The organism is Tardiphaga sp. (assembly GCF_025356345.1).
In the GTDB taxonomy this organism is placed as follows: domain Bacteria; phylum Pseudomonadota; class Alphaproteobacteria; order Rhizobiales; family Xanthobacteraceae; genus Tardiphaga.
Window position 1 is genome coordinate 13,188 of the sequence record NZ_JANXTC010000315.1, and the last position, 16,731, is coordinate 29,918.

16 protein-coding genes are annotated in these 16,731 nt (G+C 64.1%); 10 read left to right on the plus strand and 6 right to left on the minus strand.

Features of this window, described 5'->3' with window-relative positions; translation table 11 throughout:
• Positions 1 to 41: 41 nt before the first annotated feature.
• From Q0S16_RS19185 to Q0S16_RS19200, 4 genes are all read right to left on the minus strand, one after another.
• Entirely contained in the window at positions 42 to 548 is a 507-nt protein-coding gene (locus Q0S16_RS19185; RefSeq protein ID WP_295851567.1) for a protein-tyrosine phosphatase family protein, read from the minus strand.
• Positions 549 to 570: 22 nt separating this feature from the next.
• Positions 571 to 1,491, minus strand: a complete 921-nt coding sequence (locus Q0S16_RS19190; RefSeq protein ID WP_295851570.1) for an NAD(P)-dependent oxidoreductase — start codon at positions 1,489 to 1,491, stop codon at positions 571 to 573.
• 150 nt (positions 1,492 to 1,641) lie between these two features.
• Complete coding sequence (locus Q0S16_RS19195; RefSeq protein ID WP_295851572.1) at positions 1,642 to 2,895, minus strand: Zn-dependent hydrolase; 1,254 nt, start codon at positions 2,893 to 2,895, stop codon at positions 1,642 to 1,644.
• A gap of 51 nt (positions 2,896 to 2,946) precedes the next feature.
• Positions 2,947 to 3,852: a LysR family transcriptional regulator gene (locus tag Q0S16_RS19200; RefSeq protein ID WP_295851576.1), complete on the minus strand. Its 906-nt coding sequence runs from the start codon at positions 3,850 to 3,852 to the stop codon at positions 2,947 to 2,949.
• A gap of 136 nt (positions 3,853 to 3,988) precedes the next feature.
• Between Q0S16_RS19200 and Q0S16_RS19205 the strand changes: the two genes are divergently transcribed.
• From Q0S16_RS19205 to Q0S16_RS19230, 6 genes are all read left to right on the plus strand, one after another.
• Positions 3,989 to 4,798, plus strand: a complete 810-nt coding sequence (locus Q0S16_RS19205; protein ID WP_295851580.1) for a putative hydro-lyase — start codon at positions 3,989 to 3,991, stop codon at positions 4,796 to 4,798.
• A gap of 81 nt (positions 4,799 to 4,879) precedes the next feature.
• Positions 4,880 to 6,133, plus strand: a complete 1,254-nt coding sequence (locus tag Q0S16_RS19210) for an ABC transporter substrate-binding protein (protein ID WP_295851584.1) — start codon at positions 4,880 to 4,882, stop codon at positions 6,131 to 6,133.
• Positions 6,134 to 6,292: 159 nt separating this feature from the next.
• Complete coding sequence (locus Q0S16_RS19215; RefSeq protein WP_295851587.1) at positions 6,293 to 7,171, plus strand: branched-chain amino acid ABC transporter permease; 879 nt, start codon at positions 6,293 to 6,295, stop codon at positions 7,169 to 7,171.
• Positions 7,171 to 8,157 carry a branched-chain amino acid ABC transporter permease gene (locus Q0S16_RS19220; RefSeq protein ID WP_295851591.1) on the plus strand — a complete coding sequence of 329 codons (987 nt, stop codon included), beginning with the start codon at positions 7,171 to 7,173 and terminating at the stop codon, positions 8,155 to 8,157. Before Q0S16_RS19215 ends, Q0S16_RS19220 begins: the two co-directional genes overlap by 1 nt.
• On the plus strand, positions 8,154 to 8,888 hold the full coding sequence (locus tag Q0S16_RS19225; protein WP_295851594.1) for an ABC transporter ATP-binding protein: 735 nt from the start codon (positions 8,154 to 8,156) through the stop codon (positions 8,886 to 8,888). The genes Q0S16_RS19220 and Q0S16_RS19225 overlap by 4 nt, the downstream gene beginning before the upstream one ends.
• Positions 8,872 to 9,576 carry an ABC transporter ATP-binding protein gene (locus Q0S16_RS19230; protein WP_295851597.1) on the plus strand — a complete coding sequence of 235 codons (705 nt, stop codon included), beginning with the start codon at positions 8,872 to 8,874 and terminating at the stop codon, positions 9,574 to 9,576. Before Q0S16_RS19225 ends, Q0S16_RS19230 begins: the two co-directional genes overlap by 17 nt.
• 207 nt (positions 9,577 to 9,783) lie before the next feature.
• Here the strand turns inward: Q0S16_RS19230 and Q0S16_RS19235 are convergent, their stop codons facing one another.
• Both Q0S16_RS19235 and Q0S16_RS19240 read right to left on the minus strand, forming a co-directional pair.
• Positions 9,784 to 10,071: a GIY-YIG nuclease family protein gene (locus Q0S16_RS19235; RefSeq protein WP_295851600.1), complete on the minus strand. Its 288-nt coding sequence runs from the start codon at positions 10,069 to 10,071 to the stop codon at positions 9,784 to 9,786.
• Between the two features lie 153 nt (positions 10,072 to 10,224).
• Positions 10,225 to 10,890: an aldolase gene (locus Q0S16_RS19240; protein WP_295851604.1), complete on the minus strand. Its 666-nt coding sequence runs from the start codon at positions 10,888 to 10,890 to the stop codon at positions 10,225 to 10,227.
• Positions 10,891 to 10,999: 109 nt separating this feature from the next.
• Between Q0S16_RS19240 and ltnD the strand changes: the two genes are divergently transcribed.
• The 4 genes from ltnD (at position 11,000) to Q0S16_RS19260 (ending at position 16,436) form a co-directional block, all read left to right on the plus strand.
• Positions 11,000 to 11,911 carry an L-threonate dehydrogenase gene (gene ltnD / locus Q0S16_RS19245; protein ID WP_295851614.1) on the plus strand — a complete coding sequence of 304 codons (912 nt, stop codon included), beginning with the start codon at positions 11,000 to 11,002 and terminating at the stop codon, positions 11,909 to 11,911.
• 169 nt (positions 11,912 to 12,080) lie between these two features.
• The gene (otnI, locus tag Q0S16_RS19250) at positions 12,081 to 12,860 is read left to right on the plus strand and encodes a 2-oxo-tetronate isomerase (RefSeq protein ID WP_295851606.1); all 780 of its coding nucleotides are present in this window, start codon (positions 12,081 to 12,083) and stop codon (positions 12,858 to 12,860) included.
• Complete coding sequence (gene otnK / locus Q0S16_RS19255) at positions 12,857 to 14,128, plus strand: 3-oxo-tetronate kinase (protein ID WP_295851609.1); 1,272 nt, start codon at positions 12,857 to 12,859, stop codon at positions 14,126 to 14,128. The genes otnI and otnK overlap by 4 nt, the downstream gene beginning before the upstream one ends.
• Before the next feature lie 277 nt (positions 14,129 to 14,405).
• Complete coding sequence (locus Q0S16_RS19260) at positions 14,406 to 16,436, plus strand: methyl-accepting chemotaxis protein (RefSeq protein WP_295851612.1); 2,031 nt, start codon at positions 14,406 to 14,408, stop codon at positions 16,434 to 16,436.
• The last annotated feature ends 295 nt before the right edge of the window (positions 16,437 to 16,731 follow it).

A 16,731-nucleotide genomic window follows, 5' to 3' on the forward strand; every position in this document is an offset into this window, starting at 1 on the left:
ACCTTCCACGTTCAACCCGCGATAGCCGCTTTCATGGGGAGCTACTCGAGATCAACCCGGAACGGCCGTCCCACCACCGTCATGCTGCCGGGCCCCATTTCGTCGAGTGCGCGGACCATGCGGCCGTCGCGGCCGAGCGCTCTGTCGGCGAGGCTGACCAGCAGCCGGTTGGGGGAAGCGATCGGCGATGCGTCGCGGATCTGGCGGGCAATGATTCGTTCGTCGCGATCCGGATTGAGCATGCAGGCAGCGGCGAAAGCGCTGGCGGTGGAGCGGCTGATGCCGGCATAGCAATGGACGACCAGCGGCGCGCGGCGATCCCAGCCGCGCACAAAATCCAGCACCTGAACGATATGCGCGTCGTTCGGCGCCACGAAGCCCTCGGCATGTTCGGTGATGTCGTCCATCTGCACCCGCAGATGATGGGCCTCGAGGATCGATTCCGGGCGCTGCACCTGCGCCACATTGGCCATCACCGTCAGCACATGGCTGGCGCCGGTGTCTTTCACCGTGGCGTGCAGATCGGCGAGCGAGCAGACGTGGAGCATGTCGGTTCTCTGGTTGTAGCGATTATACGCTATGTCCCGCAGCAATACGCCGGCAATGTGCCCATGCCGCGGCGATCAGATTGTCACTGGCCTCCGGCGTGCGGAAGGCCGAATGCGCCGACAGCGTCACGTTGGAGAGTTTGGTCAGCGGATGGTCCGCCGGCAGCGGCTCGATGTCGAATACGTCGAGGCCGGCATGGCGCAAATGGCCGGATTTCAGGGCGTCGATCATCGCGGTCTCGTCGACCACGGCGCCGCGCGCGGTGTTGACCAGGATGGCGCCGGGCTTCATCTGCGCGATGCGTTCGCGGGACAGAAAACCGCGGGTGTCGTCATTGAGCAACAGGTGCAGCGATACGACGTGGCTCCGCGCCAGCAATTCGTCGAGCTCGACAAAGCTCACGCCGGGATGCTGCTTCGGTGTCCGATTCCAGGCGATCACCTTCATGCCGCTGCCATCCGCGATGCGGGCGGTCTCCGCGGCGATGCCGCCGAAGCCGATCAGGCCGATGGTCTTGCCGGTCAGCTCCATGCCGTCCTCGCGCAGCCAGTTGCCGGCGCGCATCTCGCGGTCCATTTCGGCCAGGCCGCGCGCCGCGGCCCACATCAAGGCGATCGCGCATTCGGCCACCGCGGTGTCGCCATAGCCGCGGATCAGGTGCACCTCGATGCCGAGCTGGGCAAGCTCTTCCGGGTTCATGTAGCTGCGTGCGCCGGTGCCGAGAAACACCACATGCTTCAGCCCGGTGCATTTTTTCGCGATGTCGGTCGGCAGGGTGGTGTGGTCGACGATCGCGATCTCGGCGCCGCCGAGCACGCCCGGCAATTGGTCCAGCGTGACGTCGGCGTCGCGATGGATATTGATCGCGATATCGCCTTGCTTGGTCTGGGCCTCGACGAGGACTGCCAGTGATTCATTGGCATCGACGAATACGGCGCGCATAGGAATCTCGCTTTCAGAGCTATCCGATGGACTATCAGCCGTCATTGCGAGGAGCGAAGCGACGCGGCAATCCAGAAAGCCAAAAGCACAGAAAGAACTGGATTGCTTCGTCGCAAGGGCTCCTCGCAATGACGAACTTTTCTACTGTGATTACTTCGCCGCGACGCCCGCCAGTGTCAGCACGGTATGCAGCAGCACATTGGCGCCGGCGGTGCAGTCGGGCTGGGTCGAGTCTTCCAGCTCGTTGTGGCTGATGCCGTCCTTGCACGGCACGAAGATCATCGCGGCGGGCATGATGGTGTTGAGGTTGCAGGAATCATGGCCGGCGCCGGAGGTGATGCGGCGGTGGCTGTAGCCAAGCGCCTCGGTGGCCGCCTCCACGGCATTGACCAGCGTTCGGTCGAAATGCGTCGGTGGCTTGTGCCAGACCTTTTCCAGTCTCACTTCGACCTTGCGATGCGCGGCAATGTCGACGACCGCGGCCTGCACGGCCTTCTCGAGATGATCGAGAATTTCCGCATCGGCGCTGCGGATGTCCATGGTGAAGGCGATCTCGCCGGGAATGACGTTGCGCGACGGGCTGGCAATGACCGCCTCGCCGATGGTGCCGACCGCTTTCGGGCCAAAGCCACTGGCGATACGCTCCACGGCCAGGACGATTTCCGACAGGGTTGCCAGCGCGTCGCGGCGCAGCGTCATCGGCGTCGACCCGGCATGGCTCTCGAAACCGGTGATCTGGCCGTCAAACCACAGCACGCCCTGGCCGGAATCCACCACGCCGATGGTCTTGCCTTCGGCTTCGAGGATCGGGCCCTGTTCGATATGCAGCTCGACGAAGCTGGTAAATTTCTGCGTGCCGACCGGGCTTTCGCCGCGATAGCCGATGCTGTCGAGCGCCTCGCCGACGCTGACGCCGGCGATGTCCTTGCGCAACAGGATATCGTCGGTCGTGAAATCGCCGACGTAAGCCGCCGAGCCCATCATCGCCGGAGCGAAGCGCGAGCCCTCTTCATTGGTCCAGTTCGCGATACAGATCGGCAATTCTGTCTCGATGCCGGCATCATTCAGGGTGCGTACGACTTCGAGCGCGGCCAGCGTGCCGAGCACGCCATCGAACTTGCCGCCGGTCGGCTGGGTGTCGAGATGCGAGCCGAGCCCGATCGGCGGCTTCGACATATCGCGCCCTTTGCGCAGCGCGAACATCGAGCCCAGCGTGTCGACGTGGACGTCGCAGCCGGCGGCCTCGCAGGCGCTGCGAAACCAGTCGCGCACCTGCTTGTCTTCGACGCTGAGCGTCAGCCGTTTCACACCACCCTTCGGCGTGCCGCCGAATTTGGCGGTCTCGTGAATCGTGCCCCACAGCCGTGCGGAATCGATTTGCAGATTGGTTGCGACGCGAGTCATGCGGCTTGTCCCGGGCGTTGGTGGATAGGCATCTGCATTTTAATGACCCGCCTATGCCTGCGCGTCAACCAACGCGCCGCCCTGCGCGAGGTCGGCGGCAAGACCTGCGACCAACTCGATCGCCACGGTGTCTGGCGACGCCAGCCAGGTGGCGGAAAACGTCAGCGGCTGGATTTGCAGATCGGTGTTGAGCAGTTGCAGCCGGCCGTCGGCGAGTTCGTGCTGCACGATGGCTGTCGGAATTACCGCGATGCCGAGGCCCTCGATCGCCAGATGGATCACCGTGGCGATGGAGGCGCTGGCGTGCAGCCGGATCGGCGGCAGCTCCGGTCGGTTAAACAACGATCGCACGCTCTCATAGGGTTGGGTCTTGCGCGGGAAGGTGATGATGGGAAATTTGGCGAGATCCCGCACCGTCAGCATCTCCGCGCCGAGTCCGAGCGAGGGACTGGCGAGAAAGCCGATCGGATAATCGCACAGCACGCGGTTGTGGACGTTGGATGCGGTCACCGGGCCGATCAGCAGCGCGAGTTCGATCTCCTGCGCCAGCAGCCGCGCGCGCAAATTCGGGGTGATGTCGACCTCGATCTCCAGCGACAAATTGGGATAGGCCCCGTTGACGTTCTTGATCAGTTTCGGCAGCCAAGTATGGACGATGGTCTCGGCAACGCCGAGTCGCAGCACACCGCGCATCGCGGAGCGGTCGCCGACGGCCGCCATCATCTCCGCGCGCAGCCCAATCAGTTTTTCCGCGTAGACCAGCATCTGCCGGCCCGCCGGGGTCGGCGAGGCCATCTTGCGGTCGCGCTGCAGCAGCCGCACCCCCACCTCGCGCTCGAGTTGAGCGATGCGCTGCGAGATCGCCGGTTGGGTAGTATTGAGCTTTTGCGCGGCGCCACGGAAGCTGCCCAGCGTCACCACCCACAGAAAGGTTTCCAGCGCCTTGAAGTCGGCCATAGGGTGGCTTTATCCCGCTTTGATAAATGAAATTGATCGATTATGATCAAAAAACACGATTAGACATTATGCTAGCGCTGTGGCCCAGTGCGGTCGAGCTAAAAACTTCAGCAGGGCGATAATTAAGGCAGTCTCCATGAGCGGTCTCGCACCCGTCGTATCGACCATCGAGGCGCCGCCGAGCGCGCTGGCGCGCCGTGCGTACCGCGCGGGCAAATATGGCAGCACCGCCGGGGTCGCTCCGGGCTACGTACAGGGCAATCTGGTGATCCTGCCGGAAGCGCAGGCCGCTGCCTTCCATCGTTTTTGCCAACTCAATCCGAAGCCGTGTCCGATCATCGGCATGTCGGAGGTCGGCGATCCCCACATCCCCGCGCTGGGCCTCGATCTCGATATTCGCACCGACATTCCGCGCTACGTGGTGTGGAAGGACGGCGAGGCGATCGACCGGCCGGCCGAGGTGACAAAATACTGGCGCGACGACCTGGTGTCGTTCGTGATCGGCTGCTCCTATTCGTTCGAGGAGGCGATGCTGGCCGATGATCTGCCGATCCGTCACATCGAGCAGGATGTCCTGGTGCCGATGTACCGGACCAATATCGCCTGCAAGCCGTCCGGCCCCTTTGCCGGCCCGATGGTGGTGTCGATGCGGCCGCTGAAGCCGGCCGATGCGATCCGCGCGGTGCAGATCACCTCGCGCTTCCCCGCGGTGCACGGCGCGCCGGTGCATCTCGGGCTGCCGCGGTCGATCGGAATCAGCGATATCAACAAGCCGGACTATGGCGATGCCGTGCGCATCAACGATGACGAAATCCCGGTGTTCTGGGCCTGCGGCGTTACGCCTCAAGCCGTCATCGCCGCCGCGCGCGTGCCGTTTGCCATCACCCACGCGCCGGGCGTGATGTTGATAACCGACCTCAAGAATAAGCATCTGGCAGTTTTATAAGAAGCAGCTTGCCGATCTTTCAGGCTTTACCCTAACTGTGATTAGTTTCATCGATAGCCGCCTGCAACAAAGGACCACATGATGACGATTTCTCGCCGAAACGTGTTGCTTGGAGGCGCTGCCTCCGCCGCGCTGCTGCCTCTCGCGACCACGGTTGCGCGTGCCCAGGTCAAGGAAGTCGTGATCGGCGTGATCTATCCGCTGTCCGGCGCCAGCGCGCAGATCGGCGTCGATGCCCAGAAGGCGTTCGAAACCGCCGCCGACATCATCAACAAGGATAATGATTTCGCTCTGCCGATGGCCAAGGGCGATGGCTTTTCCGGTCTGGGTGGCGCCAAGCTGCGCCTCGTCTTCGCCGACCACCAGGCTGATCCGCAGAAGGGCCGCGCCGAGGCCGAGCGCCTGATCACCCAGGAGAAGGTCTGCGCGATCGTCGGCAGCTACCAGAGCTCGGTGGCGGTGACCGTCAGCCAGATCTGCGAGCGCTACCAGATCCCCTATATCTCGGCCGACAACTCCTCGCCGAGCCTGCATCGCCGCGGCCTCAAATTCTACTTCCGCGCCGCGCCGCATGACGAGATGTTCTCGACCGCGATGTTCGACTTCTTCGACGCGCTGAAGAAGAAGGGCCAGAAGATCGAGACGCTGGCGCTGTTCCATGAAGACACCATCTTCGGCACCGATTCCGCCAATGCGCAGCTCAAGCTCGCGGCCGACCGCGGCTACAAGATCGTCGCCGACATCAAGTACCGTGCCAACTCGCCGTCGCTGACCGCCGAAGTGCAGCAGCTCAAGGCGGCGGATGCCGACGTGCTGATGCCGTCGAGCTACACCACCGACGGTATCTTGCTGATCAAGACCATGGGCGAACTCGGCTACAAGGCCAAGAACATCGTCGCCCAGGACGCCGGCTTCTCCGAGAAGGCGCTGTATGACGCCGTCGGCGACAAGATCCCCGGCGTGATTTCGCGCGGTTCGTTCTCGCTCGATCTCGCCGCCAAGCGGCCGATGGTCGGCAAGATCAACGACATGTACAAGGAGAAGTCGGGCAAGGACTTCAACGACTACTCGTCGCGCCAGTTCATGGGCCTGGTCGTGATGGCCGATGCCATCAACCGCGCCAAGTCGACCGATGGCGAGAAGATCCGCGAGGCGCTGGTCGCCACCGACATGCCGGGCGACGTCACCATCATGCCGTGGGAAAAGGTGAAGTTCGACGAGATGGGCCAGAACAACTTCGCCAACCCGGTGCTGCTGCAGTACAATGGTGGCAAGTTCGAAACCATCTACCCGCCGCAGGGCGCCGTCGCCGAGGCCATCTGGCCGATGAAGTAAACGACGCGCGCCCCCTCATGGGGCGCTGCGCTTTCCCCGTCATTGCGAGGGGCATCTTGCGACGAAGCAATCCAGCCTTCCCTTGCGGCCTTCTGGATTGCTTCGCTTCGCTCGCAATGACGACCACGACGACCGAGTGCCTCACCAGGAGCAACGCCTTTGACGACCGCGACGATAATCCAGAGCCTCGCCAGCGGATTGCTGATGGGGCTGCTCTACGGCCTGATCGCGGTCGGCCTGGCGCTGATCTTTGGCCTGATGGACGTGACCAACTTCGCCCATGGCGAGTTCCTGATGCTGGCGATGTACGGCGCGTTCTTCCTGTTCGCCTTCTTCGCCATCGATCCGCTGCTGGCCGCGCCGCTGGTGGCGGCGGGGATGTTCGTGTTTGGCGCGGTCATATACCTGCTGATTGTGCGCTTCGCGATGCGCGCCAAGGCCAATATCGGCATGGTGCAGATCTTCACCACGTTCGGCCTGGCCATCCTGATGCGCGGCCTCGCGCAGTTCTTCTTCACGCCAGACTATCGCAGCATCCCGACCTCCTGGCTCGGCGGCAAGACCATCTCGTTCGGCGGCATCTTCCTGCCGGTGCCGCAGCTGGCTGGCGCCGCGATCGCGGTGGCGGCGTTCGGCGCGTTGTTCTTCTTCATCAAGAAGACCGATTTCGGCCGCGCTTTGGAAGCCACCCGTGAGGACGCCGGCGCGGTGGCGCTGGTCGGCATCGACAAGAACAAGGTATTCGCGCTCGGCTGGGGTCTCGGCTCGGCGCTGGTCGGCCTCGCCGGCGCGGTGATGGCCTCGTTCTTCTACATCTATCCGGATGTCGGCGCCTCGTTCGCGCTGATCGCCTATGTCACGGTGGCGCTGGGCGGCTTCGGCTCGGTGTTCGGCGCCTTTGCCGGCGGCATCATCGTCGGTCTCGTCGAGGCCTCCACCGCGCTGATCCTGCCGCCATCGCTGAAGTCGGTCGGCATCTACGCGGTCTATCTTCTTGTTGTCTTCATCCGGCCGCGCGGCCTGTTCGGATCGATCTGATGGATACAACCTTCGCCCAGAGCCGCCGCCGCGATCTCATCATCGCCATCTTTCTTGCCGCGCTGGCGGCCGTCGTGCCGGTTTTCGTCAAGGACGTGAACGTCCAGAACATCATGGTGCTGACCCTGATGTGGGCCGCGCTGTCACAGAGCTGGAACATCCTCAGCGGCTATTGCGGCCAGATCTCGCTCGGCCATGCGCTGTATTTCGGCCTCGGCGCCTATACCACCACGCTGCTGTTCACCAAATTCGGCGTGCTGCCGTGGTTCGGCATGATCGGCGGCGGTATCATCTCGGCGCTGATCGCGCTCGGGCTGGGCTATCCGACCTTTCGCCTGCGCGGCCATTACTTCGTGATCGCCACCATCGTGATCGCGGAAATCGGTCTGCTGCTGTTCCATAACTGGGACTATGCCGGCGCGGCGCTCGGCATCGACGTGCCGGTGCGCGGCGATAGCTGGGCCAAGTTCCAGTTCACCCGCAGCAAGCTGCCCTATTATTATTTCGCGCTGGCGTTCTGCTGCGTCGCCTGGCTGGTGACGTGGAAGCTGGAAAATTCCAAATGGGGTTTCTGGTGGCGCGCGGTGAAGGACAATCCGGACGCCGCGGAAAGCCTCGGCGTGGTGGTGTTCAATTCCAAGATGGGCGCCGCGGCGATCTCCGCCTTCATGACCGCGATCGGCGGCGCGTTCTACGCGCAATATGTCTCCTACATCGATCCCGACAGCGTCATGACCTTCCAGTTCTCGCTGCTGATGGCGTTGCCCGCGGTGCTTGGCGGCATCGGTACGCTGTGGGGACCGGTGCTGGGCGCGGTGATCCTGATCCCGCTCACTGAACTCACGCGCAATTATCTCGGCGGCTCCGGCCGTGGTGTCGATCTCATTCTCTATGGCGCGGTGATCGTGCTGATCTCGCTGGCACGGCCGGAAGGCCTGATCGGCCTGTTCTCCCGCAAACCCGGCTCGAAAGGAGTGCCGCAATGACGACACCCCTGCTTGAAACCCGCGGCGTCTGGCAGCGCTTCGGCGGCCTGATCGCCAATAGCGACGTCTCGATCAAGGTCGGCGCCGGCGAGATCGTCGGGCTGATCGGCCCGAACGGCGCCGGCAAGTCGACACTGTTCAACCTGATCGCCGGCGTGCTGCCACCGACCCAGGGCTCGATCTGGTTCAATGGCGAGGACGTCACCAGAATGCCGGCGGCGCTGCGCTGCCAGCGCGGCATCGCCCGCACCTTCCAGGTCGTCAAGAGCTTCGAGACCATGACGGTGATCGACAATGTCATCGTCGGCGCGCTGATCCGCACCACGGTGATGCGCGAAGCGCGTCGCAAGGCGCAGGAGGTGCTGGAATTCTGCGGCCTTGGCGCCCGCGCCAATGTGCTGGCCAGCCAGTTGATCCCGTCGGAGAAGCGCCGGCTCGAGGTCGCGCGCGCGCTGGCCACCGAGCCGAAACTGCTGCTGCTAGATGAGTGCCTCACCGGCCTGACGCCGCTCGAGGCGCAGAGCGGCGTCGAGCTGGTCCGCAAGGTCCGTGCCACCGGCGTCACGGTGCTGATGGTCGAGCACGTCATGGAAATCGTCATGCCTTTGGTCGATCGCGCCATCGTGCTCAATCTCGGGAAAGTCCTCGTCGAGGGCAAGCCCACGGATGTCGTGCGGCATCCGGAAGTCATCAGCGCTTATCTCGGGGATCGTCATGCTATCAGTGCATGAAGTCACCACCGCCTATCAGGGGCTGGTCGCGATTTCTTCGGTTTCCATCGACGTGGCAAAGGGCGAGATTGTCGCGGTCTGCGGCGCCAATGGCGCCGGCAAGTCGACGCTGATCAAGACCATCGCCGGTGCCGAGCGCCCGCGCTCGGGCACCGTGACCTTCGACGGCGAGCAGATCAACGGCATTGCGCAACATCTGATCACCGCGCGCGGCGTCGCCTATGTGCCGGAAAACCGCCGGCTGTTTCCGCGGCTGTCGGTCGGCGACAATCTGCGGCTCGGCAGCTATATGTATCGCGGCAAGCCCGACCGCGATGAGCCGCTGAAGCTGGTGTTCGAACTGTTTCCCAGGCTGTCGGAACGGCTCGAGCAGCGCGCCGAGACATTGAGCGGCGGCGAGCAGCAGATGCTGGCGATCAGCCGCGCGCTGATGACAAGGCCGCGGCTCTTGATGCTGGACGAGCCGTCGCAGGGCATCATGCCGAAACTGGTTGACGAGATCTTCCAGGCCGTGGTCAAGATCCGCGACATGGGCATGACCATCCTGATCGTCGAGCAGCGCATGTCGGAAGTCCTGGAGATCGCCGACCGCGCCTATATCCTGCAGACCGGCCGCGTCCAGATGCAGGGCAAGGCCGCGGAAATCCTCGGCAATCCGGATGTGCGCAAGGCATATCTGGGGCTTTGAGTTAAGCTCGTCACCCGCGTCTCGATTTTCCGGCGGGGGCAGCGTCCCTTCAGCCGTCATTGCGACGAAGCAATCCAGCTCTTTATTCCGTCCGGCTTCTGGATTGCCGCGTCGCGGAGTTTATCATCGGACCGGCGAAGCCGGACCCGGTGGGTCCTCGCCATGACGTGGAGAGGCCTTCTTATTTCGCTGAAACGACGATTGCGGTTAGAACAGCGTATCGAAAAGGTCCTTCCAATCCGGATTTAGACTCTCGATTAGTGCCAGCTTGTCGGCCCGGCTGCCGGCCTTGATCTGCTTCTCGCGCGTGATCGCCGAGATCATGGTCTCATGGACCTCGTACCAGACGAGAATCTTGCAGCCGTATCGTTTGGAAAAACCGGGTACAAGTCCTTCGCGGTGTTCGTGGAAACGCTTGAGGGGCTGGCTGGTGACGCCAGTGTAGAGCGTGCCGTTGCGCCGGTTCGCCATCATGTAAACGCAGGGTTCCTTCACCGCGCACTCCCAGACCAAATGCGATCCACCGCCCCTCAGCCGTCATTGCGAGGAGCGAAGCGACGCGGCAATCCAGAAAGCGGCAAGCGAAGACTGGATTGCTTCGTCGCAAGGGCTCCTCGCAATGACGGCTGAGAGGCCTTTCCCCAAATTCTAATCGTGTCCGTGCGGCGCAACCGGCAATCCCAGGCCGAATGTGTCCGACAGATCCTTGACCTGCGCCGGCGACAGGAACCGCGGGTTCAGGCCGCGCAGCAGCAGATAGAGTTTGGCCGTCTCTTCCAGTTCCTCGACCGCGTACACCGCCGCTTCCAGCGAGTCGCCGGCGACCACCGGGCCGTGATTGGCCAGCAGCACCGAGGAATACTTCCCCGCCAGCCCCTTGATGGCGTCGGCGACGGCGGGGTCGCCGGGCCGATAATACGGCACCAGAGCGGTAGCGCCGCATTTCATCAGATAATACGGCGTCATCGGCGGCAGCGCGGCGCGGGGATCGATCTCCGGCAGCATCGACAGCGCCACCGAATGCGTCGAGTGCAGATGCACCACCGCCCGCGACGTGGCGCGGGTTTCGTACAGTGCGCTGTGCAGCGGCACTTCCTTGGTCGGCGGATCCCCCGCCAGCAGTCGGCCGTCGGCGGACAGACGCGACAGTTTGGCCGGGTCGAGCGAGCCCAGCGAGGCGTTGGTCGGCGTCACCAGCCAGCCGCCATCCTCGCAACGCACGCTGATATTGCCGGACGAGCCCGGCGTCAGCCCGCGCTCGAACAGCGAGCGGCCGAGCCGGCAGATGTCGTCGCGCAATCTGGTCTCGTTCATGGCGTTCCCCGTGGCGCCTTGTCCCACGCTTTGGCATCATGGCCAAGCCGTGATACCGAGGGTCAAGGTCGAGCAGCAAGCCGGCCACGAGGACGCCAGGGAAGCCCGCATGCCAGCCAATGAGAAACCGCGCGTCACCGTCATCGGGCTGGGCTCGATGGGCTATGGCATGGCGACATCGCTGCGCCGCGCCGGATTTACCGTGACCGGCTGCGACGTCTCGGCCGACGCCGTGCAGCGCTTCGTCGGCGAAGGCGGGCAGGGCGCCGCCACCCCGGCCGCGGCCGCGCAGCAGGCCGACATCGTCATCAGCGTCGTCGTCAATGCGGCCCAGACCGAGGCCATCCTGTTCGGCGCCGGCGGGGTCGCCGAGACCCTGGCCAGGGACGCCGTGTTCGTTTCCTCCGCGACGATGGATCCGGATGTGGCGCGACGGCTGGCGAAGCAGCTCGAAGCCAGCGGGCGGCATTATCTGGACGCCCCGATTTCCGGCGGCGCGCAGCGCGCGGCGGAAGGCGAGCTCACCATCCTGGCGTCCGGCAGCCAGGCGGCGTTCGCCAGGGCGCGGCCGGCGCTCGACGCGATGGCCGCCAAACTCTACGAACTCGGCGACGAGGCCGGGCAGGGCGCCGCCTTCAAGATGATCAACCAGCTGCTCGCCGGCGTGCACATCGCCGCGGCGTCGGAGGCGATCGCGTTCGCGGCCAAGCAGGGCCTCGATATCCGCAAGGTCTATGAGGTGATCACGGCCTCGGCCGGCAATTCCTGGATGTTCGAGAACCGGGTGCCGCATGTGCTCGACGGCGACTACACGCCGCGCAGCGCGGTCGATATCTTCGTCAAGGATCTTGGCATCATCCAGGACATGGCGCGCACGGCGAAATTCCCGGTGCCGGTGTCGGCGGCGGCGCTGCAGATGTTCTTGATGACGTCGGCGTCCGGCATGGGCCGCGACGACGACGCCTCGGTCGCGCGGATGTATGCCAGGGTTACCGGGACGAAGTTGCCGGGCGACTCATAGGCAATGGCCGTCATTGCGAGGTCAGGGAAAGCCAATTGACTTTCCCCTCGGCGAAGCGACGCAACGATGCGGAAAGCCATAAGCAAGAACTGGATTGCTTCGTCGCAAATGCTCCTCGCAATGACGGGGTGAGGGATCCGCGTAAAAACCGCACAAGGAAGCTTCTGTAATGCCCCGTTTCGCCGCCAATCTCTCGATGATGTTTACCGAGCATCCGTTCCTCGATCGCTTTGATGCCGCGGCCAAGGCCGGCTTCAGCGCGGTCGAATTCCTGTTTCCCTACGAGCATCCGCCGGAAGCCATCGCCGAACGGCTGCGGCGCAACGGGCTGACGCAGGCGCTGTTCAACCTGCCGCCGGGCGACTGGGATGCCGGCGAGAAGGGCTTTGCGGCACGGCCGGACAAGTTCGACGAGTTGCGGCAAAGCATCCACACCGCGCTGCCCTATGCCAAGGCCACCGGCGTTCGCCGCCTGCATCTGATGGCCGGGATCGCCGACCGCAAGGATCCGAAGGCGGTGGCGGCGTTTCGCAAGTCGGTGGAGTGGACCGCCGATTTTCTCGGCGAGCACGGTATCGATGTGGTGCTCGAGCCGATCAATCCGCGCGATGTGCCCGGCTATTTTCTCAACGATTTCATGTTTGCGCGCGACCTGATCGTCGACATGAAAATTCCCAATGTCGGGCTGCAGTTCGACATCTATCACTGCCAGATCCTGCATGGCGACGTCACCATGCGGCTGCGCGAGATGCTGCCGCATATCGGCCATATCCAGATCGCCAGCGTGCCGTCGCGCAACGAACCCGGCGAGGAGCTGAACTATCCGTTCTTGTTCGCGGAACTGGACCGGCTCGGTTACGAGCATTTTGTCGGCTGCGAATATCGCCCGGCGGGCGATACCGTCGCCGGTCTCGGCTGGTTCAAGCCTTACGCCGGAGTCGAGGTATGACGCTGGCGCTGGGCTGTATCGCCGACGATTACACCGGGGCCTCCGACCTCGCCAACACGCTGACGCGTTGCGGGCTGCGCACGGTGCAGACCATCGGCATTCCCGCCGACGATCTCGAACTGCCCGAGGTCGATGCGGTCGTGGTATCGCTGAAGAGCCGCTCGATCGAGCCAGGGCTGGCGGTCGAGCGGTCGCGCGCGGCGGAAAAATGGATTCGCGGCCGCGGCGCGTCGCATGTGCTGTTCAAGATCTGCTCGACCTTCGATTCCACCGACCGGGGCAATATCGGTCCGGTCATGGATGCGCTGCGTGCCGACGCCGATGAGGCGATCGTGCTGGTGACGCCGGCATTTCCGGAGACCGGCCGCACCGTCTACCAGGGCAACCTGTTCGTCGGGTCGGTGCCGCTGAGCGAGAGCCCGCTGAAGGATCATCCGCTCAACCCGATGCATGATTCCAATCTCGTCCGGGTATTGGCGCGGCAGAGCGCGAAGACCGTTGGCCTGCTCGATCTCGCCACTGTCGCGCGCGGGCCGGATGCGGTTCGTGCGCATCTGGCCGATCTGATCACGCACGGTTTTGGAGCGGCGATCGCGGACGCCGTGTTCGCCCGCGATCTCGAGACGATCGGCGCCGTGGCGCTGGAGCATCGCGTGTCGGTCGGCGCGTCCGGGCTGGGCCTTGGGCTGGCTCGCGCGCTGGTCGCGTCGGGCCGGGTGAAGGCGGTGGCCACCACCGAACTTTCGGCAATGGCCGTCGGCGGCGCCGCGGCCTGCCTGGCCGGCAGTTGCTCGCAGGCGACGCTGCGGCAGATCGCGCACGCCGAGCAGACGATGCCGGTGCTGCGTCTGGATCCCGAACGCCTGCTGGCCGGCGAGGGCGTCGGGCCGGCGCTGGCCTGGGCAATGGACCGCCTCGGCAAGGGCCCGATCCTGATCGCCTCCAGTTCGACCCCGGATCAGGTCGCGGCGGTGCAGGCGCGGCATGGCCGCGACGCGGCCGGTCATGCGATCGAGCAGGCGATGGCCGATCTGGCGGAAGCACTGGTGCAGGCTGGCGTCCGCCGTCTGGTGGTCGCCGGCGGCGAGACGTCGGGCGCGGTGGTCGACCGGCTCGGAATTCCTGGCTTCCTGGTCGGCGCCGAAATCGCAGCCGGCGTGCCGGTACTACGCGCCGTCGGCGCCCCGGCGCCAATGCTGCTGGCGCTGAAGTCCGGTAATTTTGGCGGAGTCGATTTTTTCGCGGATGCGCTCGCGCTGATGCGCTGATGCCTGCGCGCGGGCCGTTTGGTATCTCGTTACGTCGCCACCTGTCCTCTCATACCGCGGTGTAGCGCCGTGCGGGCCTGGTTCCGTAACCCTACGTGGATGCAATTTAACGGGGCTGTCACGGCGATACGGCATTTTCGCTCTGGCTTGCCGCCCTGATTGGTGGTGTCGAAATTCCCCTGGCGGTCGCATGGCGATCACATGGCGCGGGTCGGCGCTGATCATCGCGGGTCGTACTCACATTGCGGACTGTCACGGCATTCAAAGGTATGCGGATATGATCAAGATCAATCGCATCGGCAACAAGCTCGGCATTGCCAGCGCCGTTGGCATTCTGCTGTCACTGACGATGACCACCAATCAGATCATCAGCGAAACCGCGGTTGAGGAAGCCAGTCACCGCGCCGATGTGCAGCATCGGGTCGGTACCAGCGTGATCAAGGTCGAGTCGGAATTGCGCAACCTGCAACTGACCAACCGCGGCGCCCAACTGGCCAGGAGCGTCGCGGAACTGAACCGCTTCATGGCTGCTTTTGAAGAAGCGATCGTGACGATCAACAACCATATGGACCAGGGTCTTGCGATAGCGGTCAAGCCGGAGAACAGGGAGCGCCTCGGCAAGCTCAAGATTCTGGTCGCGGAGTACCGCGTTGCCACCAACGAACTCAGCAAGCTCCAGGCCACGGTGATCGGGCTCACCGAAACCCGCAACATGATTTCCGCCGACTGGAGCGACAAGTTCAAGGCATTGATGACATCGGACGCCGTGCTGGGCTCGGCGAGTCACATCGAGGTCGAAAAGCAGTTGCTGGCCGCGGACGGCGCGCTGGTCGCGGTGCGGGCGGCCACCTGGCGATTTGCGGCGACCGACGAAGCAAAGCTCAAGGAAGACATCACCCTGCATGCGGCAATGGCTGGTGATGCGCTTGGCGAAGCTCAGGGACTGCTTCGCTCGAAGGCGGCTCATGACGCCATCGACGCGCTGGCGCTCGACGTGACGCGCTACGTGGCCGCTGCCGACGGGTCCGTCAGGGCAGAGGAGACCAAGGCGAACATCGTCAAGACCCGCACCGGCGTCATCACCGCCGAGGCCAACGGGATCATTCGTGAAGCGGTCTCCGTGCTGGAAAAGGGCATCGAGCTCGCCAGGGTCGACGCGGCCCGCGAGCTGTTGCAGGCGGGCCGGATCAATCTCGGCCTGTCGGTGGCGGTGGTTCTTGCGCTAATCGGCTCGGTGGTTTTCGCCTTCCTCGGCGTGGCCCGTCCGATGACCCGGCTCAACGGCGCCATGGGCCAGATGGCCGCTGGCGAACCCGACGTCGAAATTCCCGGCGCCAGCCGCGGCGACGAGGTGGGCGACATGGCCAGGACCATCACCGTGATCCGCGCCAATGCCGAGCAGACGGCGCGCGACGAGGCCGATGTAAAAGCCACTCAGGAGCAGGCCACGGCGCGGCAGCGCAAGCAGGAGATGATCCAGATGGCCAATGATTTCGAGGGGGCCGTCGGGCAGATCGTCGAGGCGGTGTCGTCGGCCTCGACCGAACTGGAAGCCTCCGCGAGCACGCTGACCTCGACCGCGGAACGCTCGCAGGAATTGACATCGATGGTGGCCGCGGCCTCCGAGGAAGCTTCCACCAATGTTCAGTCGGTTGCTTCCGCCACCGAGCAAATGGCATCGACGGTCAATGAAATCAGCCGACAGGTGCAGGACGCCGCGCGCATGGCCGGCGATGCTGTGGAACAGGCGCGGAGAACCAATGATCGCGTCGGTGAACTGGCCCGTGCGGCGCAGCGCATCGGCGACGTGGTCGAACTGATCACCACCATTGCCGGCCAAACCAACCTGCTCGCGCTCAATGCGACCATCGAGGCGGCGCGCGCCGGCGAAGCCGGCCGCGGCTTCGCGGTCGTGGCCTCCGAAGTGAAGGCGCTAGCCGAGCAGACCGCCAGGGCGACCGGCGAGATCAGTACGCAGATATCCGGCATCCAGGCGGCAACAAGGGAATCCGTCGGGGCGATCAAGGAGATCGGCGACACCATTGGCCGGATGTCAGAGATCGCATCGACCATCGCTTCGGCGGTGGAGGAGCAGGGCGCCGCGACCCAGGAGATCTCGCGTAACGTGCAGCAGGCCGCGCAGGGCACGATGCAGGTTTCGTCCAACATCACCGACGTGCAGCGCGGCGCCTCCGAGACCGGTTCAGCGTCGTCCCAGGTGTTTTCCGCCGCGCAATCATTATCGAGTGATGGCAACCGGCTCAAAGTAGAAGTCGGAAAATTCCTTAGCGCGGTACGTGCCGCCTAGAGTCTGATCCATTTCATATCAATCGTATCCTGGAAGCCGTTCACCACGCCGACATTGGCGTGGTGAACGGCTGAGCAGCACGGGTCGGAAGATGAACAGACTCGCTGGATCAGGTTCCCGCGCGCGGAGCCCCCCGCGTCAATCTACTACCGACCGTCACTAGAAGGGACGTTTCATCATGCTAGCCAGCCTGTCCATCCGTGCCAAGATCACGATCGTGGTCTCGTTCCTGTTGATTGTCTTGACCGTGATCGGATTGTCCGCGGTCAATCAGATGCGGGCCATCAACGCCAAC

Coding starts and splice junctions, on each gene's coding strand:
- Q0S16_RS19190 (WP_295851570.1), bottom strand. CDS start 1,491: ATGCGCGCCGTATTCGTCGATGCCAATGAATCACTGGCAGTCCTCGTC.
- Q0S16_RS19195 (WP_295851572.1), bottom strand. CDS start 2,895: ATGACTCGCGTCGCAACCAATCTGCAAATCGATTCCGCACGGCTGTGG.
- Q0S16_RS19225 (WP_295851594.1), top strand. CDS start 8,154: ATGACGACACCCCTGCTTGAAACCCGCGGCGTCTGGCAGCGCTTCGGC.
- otnK (WP_295851609.1), top strand. CDS start 12,857: ATGACGCTGGCGCTGGGCTGTATCGCCGACGATTACACCGGGGCCTCC.
- Q0S16_RS19230 (WP_295851597.1), top strand. CDS start 8,872: ATGCTATCAGTGCATGAAGTCACCACCGCCTATCAGGGGCTGGTCGCG.
- Q0S16_RS19185 (WP_295851567.1), bottom strand. CDS start 548: ATGCTCCACGTCTGCTCGCTCGCCGATCTGCACGCCACGGTGAAAGAC.
- Q0S16_RS19200 (WP_295851576.1), bottom strand. CDS start 3,852: ATGGCCGACTTCAAGGCGCTGGAAACCTTTCTGTGGGTGGTGACGCTG.
- Q0S16_RS19240 (WP_295851604.1), bottom strand. CDS start 10,890: ATGAACGAGACCAGATTGCGCGACGACATCTGCCGGCTCGGCCGCTCG.
- Q0S16_RS19220 (WP_295851591.1), top strand. CDS start 7,171: ATGGATACAACCTTCGCCCAGAGCCGCCGCCGCGATCTCATCATCGCC.
- Q0S16_RS19205 (WP_295851580.1), top strand. CDS start 3,989: ATGAGCGGTCTCGCACCCGTCGTATCGACCATCGAGGCGCCGCCGAGC.
- Q0S16_RS19260 (WP_295851612.1), top strand. CDS start 14,406: ATGATCAAGATCAATCGCATCGGCAACAAGCTCGGCATTGCCAGCGCC.
- ltnD (WP_295851614.1), top strand. CDS start 11,000: ATGCCAGCCAATGAGAAACCGCGCGTCACCGTCATCGGGCTGGGCTCG.
- otnI (WP_295851606.1), top strand. CDS start 12,081: ATGCCCCGTTTCGCCGCCAATCTCTCGATGATGTTTACCGAGCATCCG.
- Q0S16_RS19210 (WP_295851584.1), top strand. CDS start 4,880: ATGACGATTTCTCGCCGAAACGTGTTGCTTGGAGGCGCTGCCTCCGCC.